Origin of the sequence: Paenibacillus sp. FSL P2-0136 (genome assembly GCF_037975325.1) — a bacterium.
GTDB classification, from domain to species: Bacteria; Bacillota; Bacilli; order Paenibacillales; family Paenibacillaceae; genus Paenibacillus_AQ; species Paenibacillus_AQ silagei.
The window spans coordinates 2,021,553-2,040,773 of sequence record NZ_CP150244.1 but is presented as its reverse complement, the minus strand read 5'-3'; the positions used below and the strand labels follow the sequence as shown (position 1 = coordinate 2,040,773).

General features: G+C 54.3%; 16 protein-coding genes. 9 read left to right on the top strand and 7 right to left on the bottom strand.

The genetic code is table 11. From position 1 onward, the window contains the following. Positions 1-604 precede the first annotated feature (604 nt). Positions 605-4,333: a DNA polymerase III subunit alpha gene (locus tag NYE26_RS08450; RefSeq protein ID WP_339255119.1), complete on the bottom strand. Its 3,729-nt coding sequence runs from the start codon at positions 4,331-4,333 to the stop codon at positions 605-607. 145 nt (positions 4,334-4,478) lie between these two features. Here NYE26_RS08450 and NYE26_RS08445 point away from each other — a divergent pair, with 145 nt between their 5' ends. The 3 genes from NYE26_RS08445 (at position 4,479) to NYE26_RS08435 (ending at position 5,764) form a co-directional block, all read left to right on the top strand. Next, positions 4,479-4,799 carry a YtrH family sporulation protein gene (locus NYE26_RS08445; protein ID WP_036721610.1) on the top strand — a complete coding sequence of 107 codons (321 nt, stop codon included), beginning with the start codon at positions 4,479-4,481 and terminating at the stop codon, positions 4,797-4,799. A 51-nt stretch (positions 4,800-4,850) separates the two neighbouring features. Beyond that, positions 4,851-5,354 carry a hypothetical protein gene (locus tag NYE26_RS08440; protein ID WP_209872545.1) on the top strand — a complete coding sequence of 168 codons (504 nt, stop codon included), beginning with the start codon at positions 4,851-4,853 and terminating at the stop codon, positions 5,352-5,354. A gap of 107 nt (positions 5,355-5,461) precedes the next feature. Further along, positions 5,462-5,764, top strand: a complete 303-nt coding sequence (locus NYE26_RS08435; RefSeq protein ID WP_076082940.1) for a YtpI family protein — start codon at positions 5,462-5,464, stop codon at positions 5,762-5,764. A 122-nt stretch (positions 5,765-5,886) separates the two neighbouring features. On the opposite strand, the gene NYE26_RS08430 is transcribed toward NYE26_RS08435, so the two are convergent. The 3 genes from NYE26_RS08430 to NYE26_RS08420 form a co-directional block, all read right to left on the bottom strand. Continuing rightward, entirely contained in the window at positions 5,887-7,221 is a 1,335-nt protein-coding gene (locus NYE26_RS08430) for a DRTGG domain-containing protein (RefSeq protein WP_036721605.1), read from the bottom strand. Positions 7,222-7,528: 307 nt separating this feature from the next. Continuing rightward, on the bottom strand, positions 7,529-7,813 hold the full coding sequence (locus tag NYE26_RS08425) for a hypothetical protein (protein ID WP_036721603.1): 285 nt from the start codon (positions 7,811-7,813) through the stop codon (positions 7,529-7,531). Positions 7,814-8,946: 1,133 nt separating this feature from the next. Continuing rightward, positions 8,947-9,288, bottom strand: a complete 342-nt coding sequence (locus NYE26_RS08420) for a YlbF family regulator (RefSeq protein WP_036691219.1) — start codon at positions 9,286-9,288, stop codon at positions 8,947-8,949. A 352-nt stretch (positions 9,289-9,640) separates the two neighbouring features. Here NYE26_RS08420 and NYE26_RS08415 point away from each other — a divergent pair, with 352 nt between their 5' ends. The 6 genes from NYE26_RS08415 to NYE26_RS08390 are packed head-to-tail and all read left to right on the top strand — an operon-like array spanning position 9,641 to position 16,339. Beyond that, positions 9,641-11,008 (top strand): YheC/YheD family protein, encoded by a 1,368-nt coding sequence (locus tag NYE26_RS08415; protein ID WP_036721601.1) that lies wholly within the window; start codon positions 9,641-9,643, stop codon positions 11,006-11,008. A 10-nt stretch (positions 11,009-11,018) separates the two neighbouring features. Next, a complete protein-coding gene (locus NYE26_RS08410; protein ID WP_339255118.1) occupies positions 11,019-12,197 on the top strand; it encodes a YheC/YheD family protein in 1,179 nt (392 codons plus the stop codon). After that, positions 12,198-13,571 (top strand): YheC/YheD family protein, encoded by a 1,374-nt coding sequence (locus NYE26_RS08405; protein ID WP_339255117.1) that lies wholly within the window; start codon positions 12,198-12,200, stop codon positions 13,569-13,571. Beyond that, positions 13,568-14,680 (top strand): YheC/YheD family protein, encoded by a 1,113-nt coding sequence (locus tag NYE26_RS08400; protein ID WP_036721597.1) that lies wholly within the window; start codon positions 13,568-13,570, stop codon positions 14,678-14,680. Before NYE26_RS08405 ends, NYE26_RS08400 begins: the two co-directional genes overlap by 4 nt. 28 nt (positions 14,681-14,708) lie before the next feature. Beyond that, positions 14,709-15,227: an N-acetyltransferase gene (locus NYE26_RS08395; RefSeq protein ID WP_339255116.1), complete on the top strand. Its 519-nt coding sequence runs from the start codon at positions 14,709-14,711 to the stop codon at positions 15,225-15,227. After that, a complete protein-coding gene (locus NYE26_RS08390; RefSeq protein ID WP_339255115.1) occupies positions 15,209-16,339 on the top strand; it encodes a YheC/YheD family protein in 1,131 nt (376 codons plus the stop codon). Before NYE26_RS08395 ends, NYE26_RS08390 begins: the two co-directional genes overlap by 19 nt. A 470-nt stretch (positions 16,340-16,809) precedes the next feature. Here the strand turns inward: NYE26_RS08390 and NYE26_RS08385 are convergent, their stop codons facing one another. From NYE26_RS08385 to NYE26_RS08375, 3 genes are all read right to left on the bottom strand, one after another. Then, the gene (locus NYE26_RS08385; protein ID WP_339255114.1) at positions 16,810-17,634 is read right to left on the bottom strand and encodes a class I SAM-dependent methyltransferase; all 825 of its coding nucleotides are present in this window, start codon (positions 17,632-17,634) and stop codon (positions 16,810-16,812) included. 218 nt (positions 17,635-17,852) lie between these two features. Next, entirely contained in the window at positions 17,853-18,485 is a 633-nt protein-coding gene (locus tag NYE26_RS08380) for a CPBP family intramembrane glutamic endopeptidase (protein ID WP_339255113.1), read from the bottom strand. Further along, on the bottom strand, positions 18,478-19,206 hold the full coding sequence (locus NYE26_RS08375; RefSeq protein WP_339255112.1) for a MerR family transcriptional regulator: 729 nt from the start codon (positions 19,204-19,206) through the stop codon (positions 18,478-18,480). Before NYE26_RS08375 ends, NYE26_RS08380 begins: the two co-directional genes overlap by 8 nt. Positions 19,207-19,221: the final 15 nt, after the last annotated feature.

Below are 19,221 nucleotides of genomic sequence, written 5' to 3'. Positions count from 1 at the left end.
GAGGGGACAAATGTGCTAAAAAGATCAGTGTATCTATGGCCGGGTTATGGTGCAACGGGTATGCTCAAGTGCATTCTGTACAACTAAATCGTCTGATTTACTGCCGGCTATCCATTTAGCTGTAATCGATACAACTAAACTGCCTCTATATGCGGGTTCTCACCTATTCGGGCAGATTTAGTTGTACAGACTACAGTTAGGAGAGGAAAGCCGTCCTTTTCACGGTTTTTAATTGCACATAATACACCTATGTGAATGTTCGCTTTGAAAATGCTCCTAGTAGCGCATCAGATTAAAAAAGCGGGTCGGCATGATGAGGCCTGAACGACTAAAAAAGTAAAGTGTTTGGGACAAATGTATGCGAAAACAAACATGTCTTTCAAGGCACAACTCCAGCATCAAAATGAGCAGCGTGGCTAAAAACCAGAACATCGTCTGTTTGTATTTTCAACAAATTACAACATAAAACCAAACGCAATTGGACCGGGTGACTAGCGTAGGCCAAATGTAATCGAAAAACCGAACACAATTGTAGGTGGTATCGTTTTACTGATTCAATCCATAAATTTAATTCTGACGCTGCACTAGGATGGCTTGGCTATTCTTATCTGAGGCGGACGGTTCCGGCACCCAGCATCTCCTCAATGGCTGCGAACAGCTCCTCCGAGGGCTCGATCCGGTAGCTGTCGCTCAACGCAAGCACCTTCTGGTTGCGCTCATAGAACAGCAGCGTCGCTGCGGGTCCCGGATGGGTCTGCAGCAGCGCCTGGAGGCGCGGCAGCAGACCCTTCAGCTCTGCGCCCGGCGTGATCTTGATGAAGACACGCTGGGCGCCTGGCTCCTGCCCCGTGCGCAGCGGGGCAGAGCTGTCCGGCCGCGCGTCTGACGCGGCCGGGACCTTAGGCGCGGCCTGCGCAGCGGCCGCAGAAGCGCGCGCACCGGGCGGCTGTGCCGCCGGTGTGCGCGTGCCCGGTGCAGCGGCGGCGCCAGCTGCACCGCCGGGCCGGGCGCCGGGGCCACCGGCGCCCGTGCGGGCTGCAGGAGCGGCCGCAGGCGCTCCTGCAGGGGCACTGCGGCCCGCGCCGTAGGCGGGCCGGGACCCGGCGCTGCGGCGCTGCAGCAGGCCGCGCACGCTGTCCGAGGTGAGTGGAGCTACCTCCTCGGCCAGCAGCTTGAAACCCTCGTCCTCCTGCTGCACCTTGGCGCGCAGGGCCAGCAGTGCGCCCTTCTCAATCAGGGCGCGGCTGCGTTTCCACACCTCAGGGAAGAGTACGACCTCGCAGCGCTCGATCTGATCTTCCCACTCCACAAAAGCCATCGCCTTACCGGCTTTGGTCGTGATCTCCTTCAGCGACACGACCATACCGGCCGTCACGGTCATACTCTCATCCGCTGCTTCGCCAAGATCCATCAGCTTCTGCACCCCCGGCTCCTCCAGCAGCCCCGCATGGTCATCCAGCGGATGGCCGGAGAGATAGAGCCCGAGCAGCTCACGCTCCAGCTCCAGCTGCTGGGTTCCGCTGAACCTCGGAATATCCGGGTAGCGGATCTCCCAGTTCGGCGTCTCGATCAGGTCATCGAACAGCTGGATCTGCAGCTCATCGCGCTCCTTGCGCCATTTGGCCGCCGCGTCCACCGTCTCATCCAGCATCGCCAGCAGCTGCGCCCGGTGTCCGGGCAGCGCATCGAACGCCCCGGTCTGCAGCAGCGATTCGATCACGCGCTTGTTGCAGACCCGCAGATCGACCCGGCGGCAGAAATCGAGCAGGCTGTCGAACGGCCGCTCCTTGCGGACTGCCATGATGTTCTCTACAGCCTGCGTGCCGACATTCTTCACCGCAGCCAGCCCGAAGCGGATATGCCCGCGGCCTTCACCGGGCACCGGAGTGAACAGCACCCCGCTCTCGTTGACATCCGGCGGCAGTACGCCAATCCCGGACCGGCGGCATTCCAGAACATATTCCGCCACCTTGCGGTGGCTCCCCATCACAGCAGTCAGCATCGCGGCCATGAACTGCACCGGATAATGCGCCTTAAGATAAGCGGTCTGGAAGGCCAGCACCCCGTAAGCAGCCGCATGGGCGCGCGGGAAGCCGTAGTTGGCGAACCGCACGATCATATCATAGACCGCATGGGCATCCGCTTCCTGGTAGCCCTGCTTCAGACTGCCCTCCACAAAGTGGCTGCGCTCCTGATCCAGCGTCTCCCGCTTCTTCTTGGATACTGCACGGCGCAGCAGATCTGCTTCGCCAAGCGAGAAGCCGGCCATCAGGGAGGCAATCTGCATGATCTGCTCCTGGTAGACGATAATGCCATACGTATCGGCCAGAATCGGCTGCAAATCCGCATGCGGATAGACGACCTCGAACTCCTCATGCTTGCCCCCGATGAATTTCGGGATGAATTCCATCGGACCCGGACGGTACAGCGCCACCACCGAGACAATATCCTCGAACCCGCTTGGCTTCAAGTCCTTCAGCACCCGCCGTACGCCTGCCGATTCCAGCTGGAATACGCCGGTAGTCTCGCCTGCTCCAAGCATCTCATAGGTTAGCGGATCATGATCCGGAATAATGCGGAAATCCGGCACGCTCCCGGTCATCTCCTTCACCCATTTCATGCAGCGTTCAATAATCGACAAGGTCCGCAGGCCGAGGAAGTCCATCTTGAGCAGCCCAACGCTCTCCAGATGCTCCATAGAGTACTGGGTCAGCGCCGTGCTCTCATTGCCCGCCTGGAGCGGAACAGCATCGGTTAGCGGCCCCTTGGAGATGACCACGCCAGCCGCATGCGTCGAAGCATGGCGCGGCATGCCCTCCACCTTCATCGCCGTATCCAGCAGCGCTCTGGTCTTCGGATTACTCTCATACAGCGCCTTCAGCTCAGGCGTACTCTCCAGCGCCCGGGTGATGCTGATGCCGAGCTGGCCCGGAATCAGCTTCGCCGCCTTGTCCACCTCGTTATACGGCAGATTCAGCGCCCGGCCCACATCACGGACAGCAGCCCTGGCCGCCATCGTACCGAAGGTGATGATCTGCGCCACATGCTCCTTACCGTACTTGTCCACCACATAGGCAATGACCTCATCGCGGCGTTCGTCGCTGAAGTCGATATCAATATCGGGCATCGTGATCCGCTCAGGATTCAGGAAGCGCTCGAAGAGCAGATTATATTTCAGCGGGTCCACATCGGTAATCTTCAGCGTGTACGCGGTAAGACTCCCTGCGGAGGAACCACGGCCCGGACCGGTAACAATACCGCTGCGGTGACAAAAAGCGATAAAATCCCACACGATCAGGAAGTAATCGCTGAACCCCATGCTCTCAATAACTCCCAACTCATAGTCGAGCCGCTTCTCAGCCGTCTCCTTCTGCTCCAGCGACTCCCAGAGCGGAGTATCCGCGTAGCGCTGCTCCAGTCCGCTGCGGCACAGCTCGCGCAGATAAGCAGCGGCATCCAGCCCTTCCGGCAGAGGCGAGAATTCCGGAAGAATATGATGGCCGAACGTCAGCTCCAGATTGCACGCTTCAGCGATCCGCTGCGTGTTCTCTATCGCCTGCGGCACATGCGTAAACAGCGCAGCCATCTGCTCTCCGCTTTTGAAGAACAGCTGGTCCGTTCCGATCTTCAGCCGGTCCTCATCGTCTACGGATTTGCCCGTGCCGATGCAGATCAGCACATCCTGGACCTCGGCATCCTCCTTGTCCATATAGTGGACATCATTGGTCGCGACCAGCGGAATGTCGAGCTCTTCAGCAAGTGCTATCAGTTGCGGATTCACCCGCTTCTGCTCTGGTATCCCGTGATCCTGCAGCTCCAGATAGAAGTCGCTTCCAAAAATCTCCTTATACCGCAGCGCCGCCTTACGCGCCTCATCCTCCCGGCCGTGCAGCAGATGCTGCGGTACTTCACCGCCCAGGCAGGCACTGAGGCAGATAATGCCTTCGGAATGTGCTGCCAGCGCCTCCATATCAATGCGCGGCTTGTAATGCTGGCCCTCCAGATGGCCGATGGAGATCAGCTTCATCAGATTCCGGTAGCCGGTCATATTCTTCGCCAGCAGAATCAGATGATAGATCGGCTGATCCTTACGGCTCCCCCGCTCACGGCGCGAGCCTGCGGTCAAATAAGCCTCACAGCCGATAATCGGCTTGATTCCCTGCGCCCGGCAGGCTTTATAGAAAGGGATGGCCCCGTACATCACACCATGATCCGTCAGCGCCAGCGATGTCATGCCGTATTCGCCGGCCCGGCGCACGAGATCTGTAATGCGCGCCGCCCCGTCCAGTAAACTGTATTCGCTGTGCACATGCAAATGCACGAATGGGCTCATATTCCCCACTTCCCTTCAGCTCCAAATCAAAACATAAGATGAAACTATTTTATCATATTAGAGGGGGAGCCGCCCATAGAATGGATTAAGAGCATATGGACAGGCAAAAGCCAGGCAGCCGCCTGATCTAAGGAGGGAGCTTTTTATGGATATTTTCTTAAGCAAGGCCGTCCTCGACTTCTTCATCGCGTTCGGCATAGTGCTGGGCGGAGCGATGCTGGGCGGAATCGGCGCCGTCGTCTCTCTTCAGCCGCCAACCGATACCATGGTGGAAATCGCAGACCGGATTAAGATATGGGCACTGGCTGCCGCCGTAGGCGGAACGATCGACCCGATGCGGGTCATTGAGAGCAATATGCTGGGAGGCAATCTCTCCCCGGCGATCAAGCAGATTCTCTATCTGGTGTTCGCCTTCCTGGGCGCTCATATGGGCAGTGAGCTGGTCAAATGGGTCTGCGGCAAGTAGAACCATCACGCCTCCAACCAAATGTCTATAGATCAAGGGGTGAAAAGATACATGCGACTTCCGCCGTTTGACCGCTACCGCCGCTTCTCGCAGATTGCTGCTGTATTTGTCCTCGGGATGATTGTGGGAGCCGCCCTGTATAACGCAATTTATAACATGGGCTATAACATACTCTGGCTCAACAATCAGGATCTGCGGCTGGAAATTGAACAGTACCGGAATGACATTCTCACGCTCAAAAAGTACAATAATACCTCCACCGTGATCCGGGAGATTAAGGTGCGCAGCGAGGACAGCAAGATCAAGGATGGTGCCGCGGCGCTGGACCCGGTAACAACCAAGGAGGTACTCAGCAAGCTGGCGGGCGATCTGGAGCCGCTGCGCGGACGCAGCATGTTCGATATCGACTCCGACGGCAAGCTGGCGCGTCTGCTGCTGGACAGCAAAATCTATCTGGCCCGCGAGAAGGAATACACCGTCAAAATCCGCACCATGCTGGTGATGGAGGGCGTGCTGCAAATCTGGGTGGAAATCAGCCCTTATAAGCGCAGCTGAGGCGCAAATCATGATACAATAGTGGACAAATCACAATCACAAGGATACAGAGTGCCCGGCTGAGGCTACGCTGACTGCCCGGTCTTCCACAAAGGAGCTGTCCGTTCATGATTATGTTCATTAAGTATCTGCTGTTTGCCCTGCTCGTTATCTTCATGGTATGCGCCGCCGCGTACAGCATCTCTTCCCGCAGAACCGCCGACCCGCTCATACAAGGCACTAGGCGCTCAATCATGAATATGCTGCTGGGCGGAATGCTGGTCACGCTTTCACTAATGTCAATGTTCATCTTCCGCGGCTCAACGCTTAACGTGGTCATTGAGGCTGCTTTTCTGCTGCTGGGCCTGTTCAATATCTTCTCGGGACTGCGCAGCTTCAGCTACTACAGCCGGATGCGCAGCGGAAGCTGAGGGTTCAGCCGCCGCCCATACAAATAGACCAGTTGCCCCTCCTGATCGCCTGCAGGACAGCCTGGTCTATTTAGATTTTTTCGCGAAAATCGTTATTCACCCGTCATTACCCGCTAATCCAGCTACCCATGGTCAATTGACTGCAGCATCAGAACGGCCTTGGCTACAATGGTATCCATATAGCTGATCTCGATCTCCAGCTTGCAGGTGCGGCGGCTGATCTCCAGCAGCTTCGGCATGACGGTGATAGAATGCTCAATCTGTACCGGACGGATGAAATAGGTGGACATATTGTCCAGTACATAGTCGTTCCCGGTGATGTCCTTGGCTGCTTTGAAGGCGGACAGGGTCATCAGGGTGGACAGAACCCCTTCCGAAATCGTCCCCAGATCAGTTGCCATCTGCGGGGTAATGAAGCCGTGGAAAAATAGTCTTCCCTCCTCATCCCGCTCGTCCGCGAACCCGTTCCAGATCAGATGATCGAACGTCTCTCCAAGCTGCGGCTGATTGCTGGCGTCGCGCAGGCTCTGCAGCACTTCACGCCGGGTGACCGACCCTACCAGCTTGCGGTTGCGGTCCACAATGGGCAGAAAATCGATCCCCTCCCACATCATAATCTGCGCCGCAGAAGCCAGCGAGGTCTGAAGTGCAGCGGTAACCGGACTGCGCACCATCGCCTTCTCGATGCTCTGCCCTTCGCTGAGATCCTCCACATCACGCCGGCCTACAATTCCGATAACCCGGTTCCACTCATCCGTGACCGGAAACCGCTGCTCGCCGCTGGCCTGCGACAGTTCACGCAGCTCGCCTACAGTGCTGGAGATTTTGAGTGTATTCAGGCGCAGCTTGCCCTCCACAATATCCTCTACCAGCATGATCTTCTTCTTGATCAGCCGGTCAAAGATCGCACGGTTAATCATCGAAGCCACCGTAAACGTATCATGTCTGGACGAAATCACCGGCAGATCCAGCTCATCAGCCAGTGCCTTTACCTCTCGGCTGGTGCCGAAGCCCCCCGTTACAAGCACCCCGGCCCCCTGCTCCAGCGCAAGCGAGTGCACATCATCGCGGTTCCCTACGATCAGCAGACTGTCGGCATCAATGTACCGGATCATGGCATCGACCTTCATCGCACCGATCACATATTTATGAAGGTGCTTGTTCAGACCCTCTGCCCCGCCAAGCACATGCCCCTCAACAATATCTACGACATCCCCGAAGGTCAGCTGTTCGGAAATATTGCGCGGCTTCTTCTCCACCCGGACTGTGCCAATCCGTTCCTTGGTAATGACGATCCCCAGGTTCTCCGCTTCCTTCACTGCACGGTAAGCCGTACCTTCGCTGACCCCCATCTCCTTCGCCAGCTTGCGGACGGAGATCTTAGTTCCCACCTTCAGACTCTCAATGTGCTGCAGCAGTTGTTCATGCTTTGTGATATTATCTCCCTGACCTTCCAACTGTTACACCCCCATACCCCGATCTGTACTATTCTGTACCCATTATACATGCTGGGCACACCGGAGTACAACAGGTTACACTGTATCTTTCAAAAGTTATGACAGCTCTATGACAAGCCATTATAAATGTATGGGAGGTATGCGGAAAGAACGGGCCTTCCCAGGAATGACATCAATGAGTACAGCCGGGAATATATATATAACACCGCGTACGTTACTCCCGGCAAAAGTGGCATGCACAGGTAACCCCCGGTCCGCCGCACAGGCAAACAGGGGGTACTTTTGGACCGTTAGCTTAATCCCGGAACTATGATCTCTGCGACACCCGGCCTTCTTCGTTCCACTGGCCCTGCCACTGTGCAAGCTTGGCCTTGCGGACGGCATCCAGGCGCTTCTGCTTCTCTTCATCCACTCCGATAATAAAATGCAGATGTGAGGCAATAACCAGGAACGCGAAGACACACCAGACAAGACCGAAGCCCAGCACCCAGCCGGAACCATTCTGAAAAGACAGCTTCGGCAGCGCGTATAACAGCATGGCCAGGGCAACCAGCAGATACACAGAATGTTTGAATTTACTTCTTTTTCTCATTGCAGGACCGCTCCTTCGCTCTACAGGATTGTTAGAATGAATCTATATCTCTATTCTATGAACCTGCATCCTGAAATATGAGACAAGCTGCGTAATTTTTCAGCAGGATGGTTTTTAATTAATGCAGGTTCTAGCCTGCATGCCTTCCGGTACAACTTCAACCCGTTTGTCACCAAAATCACTGCCGATTTCTCAAAGGACACCCATGGCAAGCTGGACCGCCGTCTCGGGATGGCCGCTACTATTCTGCTGTGTCTGGTAGAGGGCAAGCAGGATTAGCGGATTGCAAGAAATGAAATCATTTCATAAACGTGCTAAATGTGCGAAGTTGCGTTCGAAGCGAACGTTCAGAGATAGGTGTATTTTGTGCAATTAAAAATTGTGAAAAGGAAGACTTTCCTCTTCTAAGTGTAGTCTGTACAACTAAATTTGCCCGGATTGGCAAAAATCCAGGTATAGAGGCATTTTAATTGCACGAAATACAGCTAAATGGATATTCGAGAGTAAATTAGACGATTTAGTTGTACAGATTGCAATTACGCATCCCCACTACACCTTAACTAGGACACAGCCAACTCTCGGCAAGCGGTTATAGGCGTTCTCACACGTTTAAACCTGCTGTACTACTAGCACTGCATCAGATTAAGTATTGTGAATATGACCATTATCGGACCTTAACGAGGCAGCGCTCAATCCCGCAGCAGTCATTAGGATGCAGTAGGCGTTGGCACGATAGCAACTGCATTTTGTACAATGGAATGCTGTAAAAAAGGCTTCGAAATAGAATCTATTGTATTCGGTACAATTGAATGTTGAAAAAAGGCCATTTTTCACCCAAAATACAACATTCCACTGTATGAAATACAATAGAATCTCATTTTACGATCAGTAATGCATTTTCTATTGCAGGAAATACAATCAACTACTTGAATGTAAGAGCAGAAGTCGGTAACGGGTGCAGGATCAGTCTAATAGTAGCTCGATGTTCATGTTCAGCCTTTAACACCCTGAGGTTCATTCTTACAGTTTTAAAGCGGATGCTGCACTAGACTAAAAGGGTGATTCCAGAGCCGTATGGCCCTGAAATCACCCTTTTCCTGTATCAGAGAGAATCCCCGATGCGCTGCCGGTGCTTATTGTGCACCGTACATTTGGGACAGGCTGTCTGTGATGATTTTGTTCACATCTTCGATGACTACACTGAGGCGGCGTTCTGCGTCGAACAGACGGCGGATGCCGAGGTTCAGGTTGAGCACCTCAAAGAGCTTCTCCATCTTCTCCATGTCCTCCTGTGGAGGCATGTCCCCGCTCATCATCCGCTGCTGCAGCTCAATCTGGCTCTGGCGGAAGTTGTCGAGCATCTGCTTGCTCTCCGGATCTGCTTCGATCACCTTCATTGCACTGGTAATATCAGATACCTCACTGCTGTCTTTAATGGCACGCGCCAATTCATGCGCCTTGTCAATCACGTTCATTCTATTTCCTCCTCCAAATAATGTTCGTCTCTGCTTCGCTTCAAAAGCCCCCGCTCATTCAGCAGGCAGGGATCTATGCCTGTCCAGCAGCCAGCCCGGGGGCTGTACGCGCCCAAATTTGACAGCCGCGCAAGTTCCTCCCGGGCACGCCTACTTCCTTCTGTGCTCCCGCCCTCCGGTCCAGGGTGCGCCTGCCAGCCCCCTGGCTGCCGGCGATATTAATCCGCCCGGCACGGCTTTTTCGGGAATAGGTCAATCACCAAGGGTCAGATGTCTCCATATGATGAATGATATGTAACCCTCAAGATTCATATTGCCGGCACCATGCTTGCCTACCGGAAGGAGATTCACGATGTCTAAGCTAAAGATCCCGGTTCAAACGGTCCACTCGGGCATCCTGCAGGAAAATGCTGTAATGCTAGGCGACAAATCCATGAAGAGGCTCAAAATACCGGCGCACGGAACCATTCAGCTGAACTTCGGCTCTTTCCGGCAGGAGGTTACCGTAATTCCTGTCCCCAAATCCGACAGCCTGCGTGTAAGTGAGGCACTCGGCCGGCGGCTTGGCTTAAGACAGCGCTTGACGCTTAACGCTTCCTACAGCACCGGCAGCCGCATTCTGCGTCTGGGGCCGATGATTGGCGTCCTGGTGAGCCGGGACCATCCCGAACAGCCGGAGCGGGTCTTCGGCCAGATCACCATGTTCTGCCGGGAGCTGACTCATGCCTGCCATGCACAAGGCGCCTATGTCTATTTCTTCACCCCGGAAGCGCTGGAATCACGCACCACTACCATCCAGGGCTGGGTCTACGATGAGGGCTGGCGGAAGCTGAGTCTTCCTGTTGCCGATGTGATCAACAATCGGCTGACCACGCGAAAGGTAGAGAATAAACCTAGCGTACAGCATTTTTTGGCAGATGTAAAATCCCGCTACGGAACCCACTTCTTCAACGAAAAGTTCCTAGACAAGACAGAGGTATTCGAGGCGCTGGCTCTGGACCCCGCCCTGCAGCGGTACTTGCCCGAATCGCATGCCCTGAACGGCCTCGCCATACTCAAAAAAATGTGCAGCAGCTACCCCAGCGTGTTCCTCAAGCCGGTACGCGGCAGCCTGGGCAAGGGCATTCTGCGCATTTCCAAAGAGGCAGGCGGCGGCTACCAGCTGCTGTCCACCACTCCGATGGGCACACGCAAGCAGAGCTATTCCAGTCTGGCGAAGCTATTTCAGGCCATTGCCCCCAAGATGAAAACCACCCGCTTTCAGATCCAGCAGGGTCTCTCCCTGATGGAGCTGGGACGGCGTCCGGTCGATTTCCGGGCACTGGTACAGAAGAACGGCACCGGCAAATGGGGCGTCACCTCCATCGTGGCCCGGACCGCCGGAAGCAATCATTTCGTCTCCAATCTTGCCCGCGGCGGCACGCTCAGTACGGTCAAGGAAGCCGTCGGCAAAAGCAGTCTTCCGGCCGGTGTCAAAGAGAGCACTCAGATTCAGCTGCCCAGAGCGGCGCTGGCCATTGCAAGAGGGGTTGAGACCTACATTCCCGCCCATTTCGGGGAGCTCGGCATCGACCTTGCACTTGACCAATCCGGCCGGATCTGGCTGCTGGAGGTCAACTCCAAGCCGTCCAAGAACGACAACACACCCCTGAATGATCAGAAAATCAGACCCTCAGTCAAACAAATGATTCTATACTGCCGTTATCTGGCCGGATTATAAGGAGGACATCATGACCACAACAGCAATGGGGTTCCTTGGCATTATGACAGGCCGTCGCCACGGGATTCCTCCCATCGCAGAGCCGGAGTTCTGCAGTCATCTCTGCCGTGCGGCCCCGCTGTATGAGCTGAAGGTCCTTGTTTTTCATCCGGAGGATGTGGCTGCGGACGGCTCCTATGTCCGCGGATATCAATGGCAGAACGGACAATGGGAGCCTGCACAGGCTCCGCCGCCCGACATTCTTTATAACCGCTGCTTCTACCGGACACCGGAGGAGAAAAGGGCAGCTTCCGCTGCCCTGTCTGTATTGACCCGCTGTCTGCCCTGGTCACGCGGGCTTCCTGATAAATGGGGAGTCTACGAGATTCTGCGGCGCAGCCCCGCTGCCGCCCCCCTGCTGCCGGAAACTGAGCTATACAGCAGCCGCGAAGCGCTTGGCAATATGCTCGCCGGAAGGGAATACGGCGTCTTTCTGAAGCCCCGGAGCGGCTCCCACGGCAAGCGCACCCTGCACGCTGTACTGCTCGGCAGAAGCGAAGGCGGCGGAGTGAAGGTGCGGGGCAGAGACCGGGATAACAAACCTTTTCAATATGTTTTCGGTACGCTGGACGAAGGTCTGGACTGGATCGGCCGCTTCATCGGCCAGCACCGCTATATCATACAGCCTTACCTGCATCTCACCGGCAGCGGAGGACAGCCGTTCGATGTACGTGTGCTGATGCAGAAGAACGGCACTGGTGCCTGGACCCTGACCGGCATGGCCGTCCGGCTCGGCACCCGGGGATCACTGACCTCCAATCTGCACGGCGGAGGCACGGCCGTTCCTGCTCTCCCCTTCCTGCTGGATGAATACGGCGCGGCAGGAAGAGACCTGCTGGAGGAGCTGACCCTGGTGTCTGCGCTCCTGCCTCCGCTGCTGGAAGAATCCTGCGGCAGACTCGGAGAGCTGGGTCTGGATTTTGGTATCGATGCCGGAGGAAGAATCTATCTGCTGGAAGCCAATTCCAAGCCAGGGCGCACGGTGTTCCGGCTGACGGGCGACCGCCGGGCTGCTAGACTCGCCGCCGAGAACCCGCTGCGCTATGCGCGCCATCTGCTGCTTAGCTCAAGCAGCCAGCACAAGCTGCCTCCCGGGCAGCTCCGTTCACACGGGAGAATGATATCTATGGTTCCAAAGGAGGATTCATAAATGGGTCTCACTTTTTGCAATGTCCATTTCACCAAGCAGCCTGATCGAGTAGTATATGTCTCGGGTGAACTGATGAGAAGCCTGAAATTATCCGGCAAGAAAAATATCCGCCTGCGCCTCGGGAAAGATGCCATCCCGGCCACGATCAAGCCGATCAAGCGTGCCGGCAAGCACCTCTTCCTGGCCTCGGGCGTCAAAAGCGCCATCAAGGTCCCGAAGTCCGGCGGCATCTACCTGCGCAATCTGCAGAATGACGAGGTGCAGCTCGGGCCGCTAGTCGGTGTGCTCTCAGACGGACCCGCTTCTGCTGCGCAGCCCTTCGGCTCCCGCACCGGCTTCATCAAGCAGCTGCTGCGCGAAGGCAGCAACAAATGCTACATCTTCGCCTTCATGCCGCGCGATATCGACTGGCAGCAGGAACAGGTCAACGGATATTTTCTGACGGCAAGCGGCCGCTTCGAGCGCAAGCTGGTGCCCCTGCCGGATGTCGTCTATAACCGCCTGCCCAGCCGCAGAGCTGAGACCTCCCCTTACATCAACCAGCTGCGCGAGCGCTTCGGACGCAAGAAGATTCCGTACTTCAACTGGAGCTTTTTCAACAAATCGGATGTCTACCGGCTGCTGGAGAATGACGGGGCAGCGAACCGCTTCGTGCCTGAAACGCACAGTAACCCTAGCTCCGAACAAATGCGGGATATGCTCGACCGTCACCACTTCGTCTATTATAAACCCTCGGCCGGCAGCCTGGGACACGGCATCTACCGCCTGACCTACCTGCCGAAGAAAGGGTATTTCGCCCGGTACCGCCGGAGCGGCAAGAATGTGCTGCTGCGCTTCACCAGCTTCGACAGCCTGATGCGTATGCTGCGGGGACGCCATGGGCAGAGCATGCAGAACTATGTGGTCCAGCAGGGTATCCGCCTTATTGAGATTGACAACTGCCCGATTGATTTCCGCTTCCACATGCACAAGAACGGCAGCAATCAATGGGTCGTCGTCGGAATCGGGGCCAAAAAAGCCGGACGGGGCAGTGTCACCACCCATCTGAAGAACGGCGGAGCGCTATTGACCCCGCAGCAGGCCCTCGGCCGTGTGTTCGGGGCCAGATCAGATGAGGTCCTCCAGCGCGCCAAGACCACTGCCGTCAAGCTAGCAGAATCTCTGGAGCTCCAGCACCGCCATCTGCTCGGCGAGATCGGGTTCGACCTCGGCATTGACCAGGATGAGGATATCTGGATGTTCGAGGCCAATGCCAAACCGGGACGCTCTATCTTCCGCCACCCCTCCCTGCGCGCTGAGGGCAAAGCTTCCATTGAGCACATCCTGGAGCATTGTCTGTATCTCAGCAAATTCCGCAGGAGGGATGACTTGTGAACAGCCGGATACCCGATCCCAGCAAGCCCGTAATCGCCATTCTGACCACCAGTGACCGGCTTAAGCAGTTCCGCGGTAACCGCAATAACTTTCGCGACATTATCCGTACCGGCAGAGAAATGGGCTATATGGTCTATGTCATCACGGTCCGTGACCTGAAGCTGAATGAACAGACCGTGACCGGCTACGTGCCCTCCGCCAGCGGAAAGCTCTGGTACGCCATTCCTGTTCCGCTGCCGCAGGTCATCTATAACCGGATTCCCAACCGCGAGGAGGAGGAGAAGGCACCGGTCGCGCGCAAAATTGCCGAGTGTCTGGAGCATCCCGAAATCTCGCTGTACAATCCGAGCTTCTTCAATAAATGGAATCTCTTCGAGTGGCTCAAGGAATCCAAGGCCACCTCGAGGCATGTGCCCAAAACCCGCCGCCTGCGCAGCGCGGCGACCCTTACCGCGATGCTGAAGAATCACGAGAGCCTCTATCTCAAGCCCGAGAAGGGCAAGGCGGGCAAAGGCATCATGCGACTGGGATACCGGCCTGACACTCTCCTTCCCTACCGGCTGCAGATTCAGAGCGGCAAAAAAAACACCACCTACAAAGCAGCGTCTGTCGAACGGCTGTGGGCCCGAATCGGCCGGGAAAAAGGGTCCGCCCGCTATATTGTCCAGCAAGCGATCGTGCTTGCCGGACACCACGGCCGCCCCTTCGATCTGCGGGTGCTGCTGCAGAAGAACGGCCGGGGTGCCTGGGCGGTAACCGGTATCGGCGCCCGGTTGGCCGGGGCCCGCAGCATCACCACCCATGTTCCGCGCGGCGGCAGCATTGAAGACCCCTCCAGCATGCTGGAGGGAACCTTCGGGCCCGAGCAGGCAGAGGTTATCCTGAAGAATGTCTCTACCACGGCGCTGCTGGTGGCCCGGCAGATTGAGCGGGCTTCATCCAGCATGCTGGGCGAGATGTCGATGGACCTTGGGGTCGATGAAGAAGGCGGAGTATGGTTTTTTGAAGCCAATTCCCGCCCGATGAAGTTCGACGAGCCGGCAATCCGCAAGCTGTCACTCGAACGCATTTTCCAATACGGCAATCATCTGTCCCGCCAATCCAAATAATCCATTACCCGTCAAAGGAAGTGACACCATGCAGATATCCTCACTCTACGACAGCAATCCCGTACAGTGGGAATCCAGGCGAAACGGATTGCTTGAGTTCCTGAGGGAGTATGGGGAGCAGCGGATTACACTTCGCGGATGCAGGAGGCTGGCCCGGCTGACACCGGATCAGCTCGCCCTTCCGGGAGTCTCCCTGCTCGTTGCCACGGTGCGGGGTCAGAACGGCCGCCAGCTCGCAGGCGTCAGCTTCGTCTACGGCTACGGCAAGGAGGCCTGTGTAGTCGCCGTACACCCCCTGTACCGGAACAGGCATACGGGCACAGCCCTGCTTGCTGCACAGCTGGAGCGCCTCGGGCAGCTGGAATGCCATGTCGCCTGCGACAATGCAGCCAGCCTCAAGATGTGCTTCAACATCGGCCTTGCCGCTGTTGATCTGGTCACCGGCCCTACAGGCAAGCCCACCCTGCTCTTGCGTTCCCCGGGGAGCGCAGTTGATCCCGCCATTCTCCCGCAAGGAGGTGAGCTCCTGTGCCAGAACCCGTCCTAGGCATCCTCACCCTCTATCTGAACGACGCCAAGCAGCTCGAAGAGAAGAGTGTATACCGGAGGATGATTATTGAAGGCAGCCGGATTGGATTGGATGTCTTTGTGTTCACCCCGGCAGATGTACATGTCAGCAAGGACCTGATCAATGCCATGGTCTATGATGTCAAAAGCGGAGTATGGTCGCGCAAATGGCGCTCCTTCCCGAATATGATCTATGACCGCTGCCGGATTCAGCGCAGCCAGCGCTTCCAGCAGCTGCTGCGCTTCCGTGCGCGGTACGACCATCTGACCTTCCTGAACCGACCGCTGCGCAATAAATGGACGGTGCATCAGACCTTCTCCCAGCGGAGCCGCTTCCGGCCCCATATGCCGGAGACGCTGCTCTACCAGTCCTCTGCCGATCTGCACCGGATGCTGAAATCCAGCCCCGTCGTCTACATCAAGCCGATTAACGGCACCGGGGGGCGCGGCATCCTGCGGATCGAACGCCAGCGTGAAGGCAAGTCCCTCTTCGATATCCAGGGACGCCGCCAGAGCCGCCAGATTATCGCCCCGCGCAAGGTGTCGCTGAACCGGCTGGAGACCATCGTCCGCCAGTGGTGCATCAGCGGTAAATTCCTCGTGCAGCAGGGCATCCCGCTGCGACTGCCCAGCGGCCGGTTCCACGACTACCGGATGCTGGTGCAGAAGAACGGCCAGGGCGACTGGGAGTTCACCGGCATGGCCGGCCGGGTGGGCGCCGCGCGCAGCGTCACCTCGAACCTGCATGGCGGCGGGCATGCCATGAAGGCCGAGACGCTGCTGAAGCAGTGGCTCGGCAGCGAAGAGCGTGCCGACAAAGCCATGCGTGCTGCCGAGAAGCTGGGGATCGAGGCTGCCGCCTATCTCGAAGACAGCTTCGGCGCCCTCTGCGAGCTGGCCCTGGATCTGGCCATTGACCGCGAGGGCAAAATCTACGTGCTGGAAGTCAACCCCAAGCCCGCCCGCGAGGTCTTCGCCCGCTCCGGCGACAATAGCACCTACCGCAAAGCGCTGGTCCGCCCGCTGGAGTACGCGATGTGGGTGTATAAGAATAAGAACACGCCTAGTTCTTCTAAGGTGGTTGAGGAGTAGGGGTTATTATTAATCTATAAACGACAAGCGCCCCTCCGGATATGCGGAGAGGTGCTTGGCTTGGCGTAACGGACTGAGGCGCTCTTATTCGGGAAGAGATTCGTCATTTGGGCGAGTAACGGACTTCAAAGGCCTTATCCTTAGCACTTCGGCTCCGTAACGTCTCATAGAGAGACACTAAGGTCGCCTGAGTCCGTTGAGCTGCAAAAAGTGGCGTTTTCGCGAGGATAAGATCTCTCTGGTCCGTTATATTCCAAACATTTATCTTATTCCAAACAACTATGTGGGTTGGGTTCAGATTATTTATAATCAAGAGGGGTTTACCGCTATCAAACAGGCTAATGGGAGAAACATTTTTACCATTCCTGAATCTGGAGTATTAAAAGTAGTTCCGGTACAATCGAGGGGCCTACGGTGCAGAGCTTTTTTGTAGGAACAGAAGCTGAGCTTAAAAACACTCCTGATCCTGACTATCCTGTTGAAACTCTTTGATATTGAAATAAAACATTTTGATTGGTGATACGCAGTGCTCCCGAACGTTCAAGAGTTCCTTCTAAATAATCGCAGAGCTCATTGAACCTGTCGGTCAGGATATGTAATTGGTCTTCGCTAAAATAGGAGGCCACATATAAAATGAGCGGCGCAGCCGATTGTATGACAATATCATTTTGCAATACGTATTGGGCTGTTACCTTAAAATATTTGCCGAGGATATCCTGGCCATTCTCCAGGTTGAAGTTCTTAACGGCTTCATTAAAAAAAGACAGTCTGCCGTCAAACTCTAATATGAGCTGCAAAAGTTCTCTATAATTGTTCGCGCTTACAGTTGAGGCGTACGCCGTTCCATTAGGAACCAATACGCGGTTGATTTCAGAGAAAATCTTCCTGTGGTCCTGAAAATGGTACAGCAGGTGGTTCGCAATCACAACTTCAAATGAATGATCCGGCCAAGGCATCTTCTCAGCATCAACGACTTCATAGTGAAACCGATTTAGGGGATCATTGATACTCCCTTTTGCCGTCTCTACCATTCCTCTTGAAGCATCAGTCAAGACAATTTCCGATTTGGATGGTAATTTACTCATGTTTTTTTCCCACAACACACCGGTCCCACAACCGATCTCTGCAATCTTCAGACCCTCGGTAAGTCCCAAATGCTCAAATACCCATTCATGCCAATCCTTCTTATGTTCACAACACTGATACAGTTGTATTCTTGCATTCAAGCGATGTTCATTGGAATACTGGTCTTCAGAAAATTTTTGGACATGCGAAAATAACTCATCCCTGTTCATTAATCTGCACAGCACCTTTCGAGAATAGGATCAAAAAGCGTTCTTTCAAGATCATACTCTCCTTCCGGCAATGAGCATATGAGGTTCCGCATTAATTCACCTGCCCTCTAAATTATAAATGTGTTTCTTTTATGTAATGGATTATTTAATCTCTAACCCTACTAAACATCCTTTTATTGTTATCAAAGGGAATTTGAAGAGGAGAATGAATGGTAAACCTAATAGCTTCTTTTTATAAAATAAATCCCTATTCCAAGATTGTAAATCGCATGTACAAGGATGGCAGGAATCAAGGAACCCGTATAATAAAACAATAAAGCACAGACCAGCCCATTAATAAATACGATAGCGTAGGCTACATAAATGCCTTTATATTGCGGTACGTGTATGATCCAGAATAGAAAGGAGCTTATAAGAATGACGACCCCGTCGATGATCGGGCTATAACCAATAAACAACCCTATTAATACACCCCTGAAGAAAAACTCTTCAAAAAAGCTTCCCCCCAGTGAACTAACGGCAATACCGCTTGGAGTCTTCAATAATTTATTGATCATTTCCGCACCTTGCGATGGAGGAAGCTCTGTGTTTGTTTTTATGATGAGACCTATGCTAATTAATACTATAGTCGTACCGACGATCAAGCCCAGTAAGGTGACTGAAAGATAAGAGATCTCATCCGGGACAAACAGCGAAACCATAAAGGGCATGATCTCTCCCCACCTAAAAATCCCAATAAGGATCAGACCCAATATTAAAAACGGTGTTAATCCCAGCAAGATATGCAGCAATAGCTTATAATGCTGTCTCGAATTTAACGAACTCATACCTAAAGTCACCCCTTTATTCATTACCCTTGTTATAAAACACTTGGATCGCTTGTCCTGCAAACTCCACCACATCAACAGGCAATAAGCTTTTATAGATGTCCAGCTGTTGTTTCAGGTACTGATTTGAATCAGACAGCTCATCTATAGCTACAGGTACCCTTTCTAACAGTCCTTTTAATTCTCTCTGTACTTCGTGACTTTCGGGGGTTAGTTCATTTTGGATTGCTGCTCGGAAGAAAGATAACAGTCTTCTATTCAACCTATCTAATTCGGATTGTTGAGCTTTACTTTTTGGCATTATAGTATCGACCGTGTTTGCAGAGAAATATTGATTTAATATCACTCTTTGATCTTCTTCTAACCGGATAGAATTCATAAGTAACATAAGATCTTCAGTAGTTAAGTCACCGTTCTCATTGCTTATGTTCTTGATTCTGGTTATCATATCGAGTGACTCGTTTATTCTATCTCTCTTATCGAGAAGCATTGCTTCTTGAACCTCTAACATGTCGCTAAAAGAATACTCCGGCTCTTCAAGCCTTTGTTTAATTTCGTCTAAAGGCAGGTTCAAGCTTTTGAGCAGCTGGATATTGTAGAATCTCTTCAATTCATCCCTGGTATATATTTTCTGATTGAATTCATTTCGCTTACCCGGAACAAGCAGCTCAAGTTGCTCATAATGTCTAAGTGTCCTAATCGTTGTATTGACAGCGCTGGCGAATTTCCCTATTGTAAGCTCCAACGAATACCCTCCTTT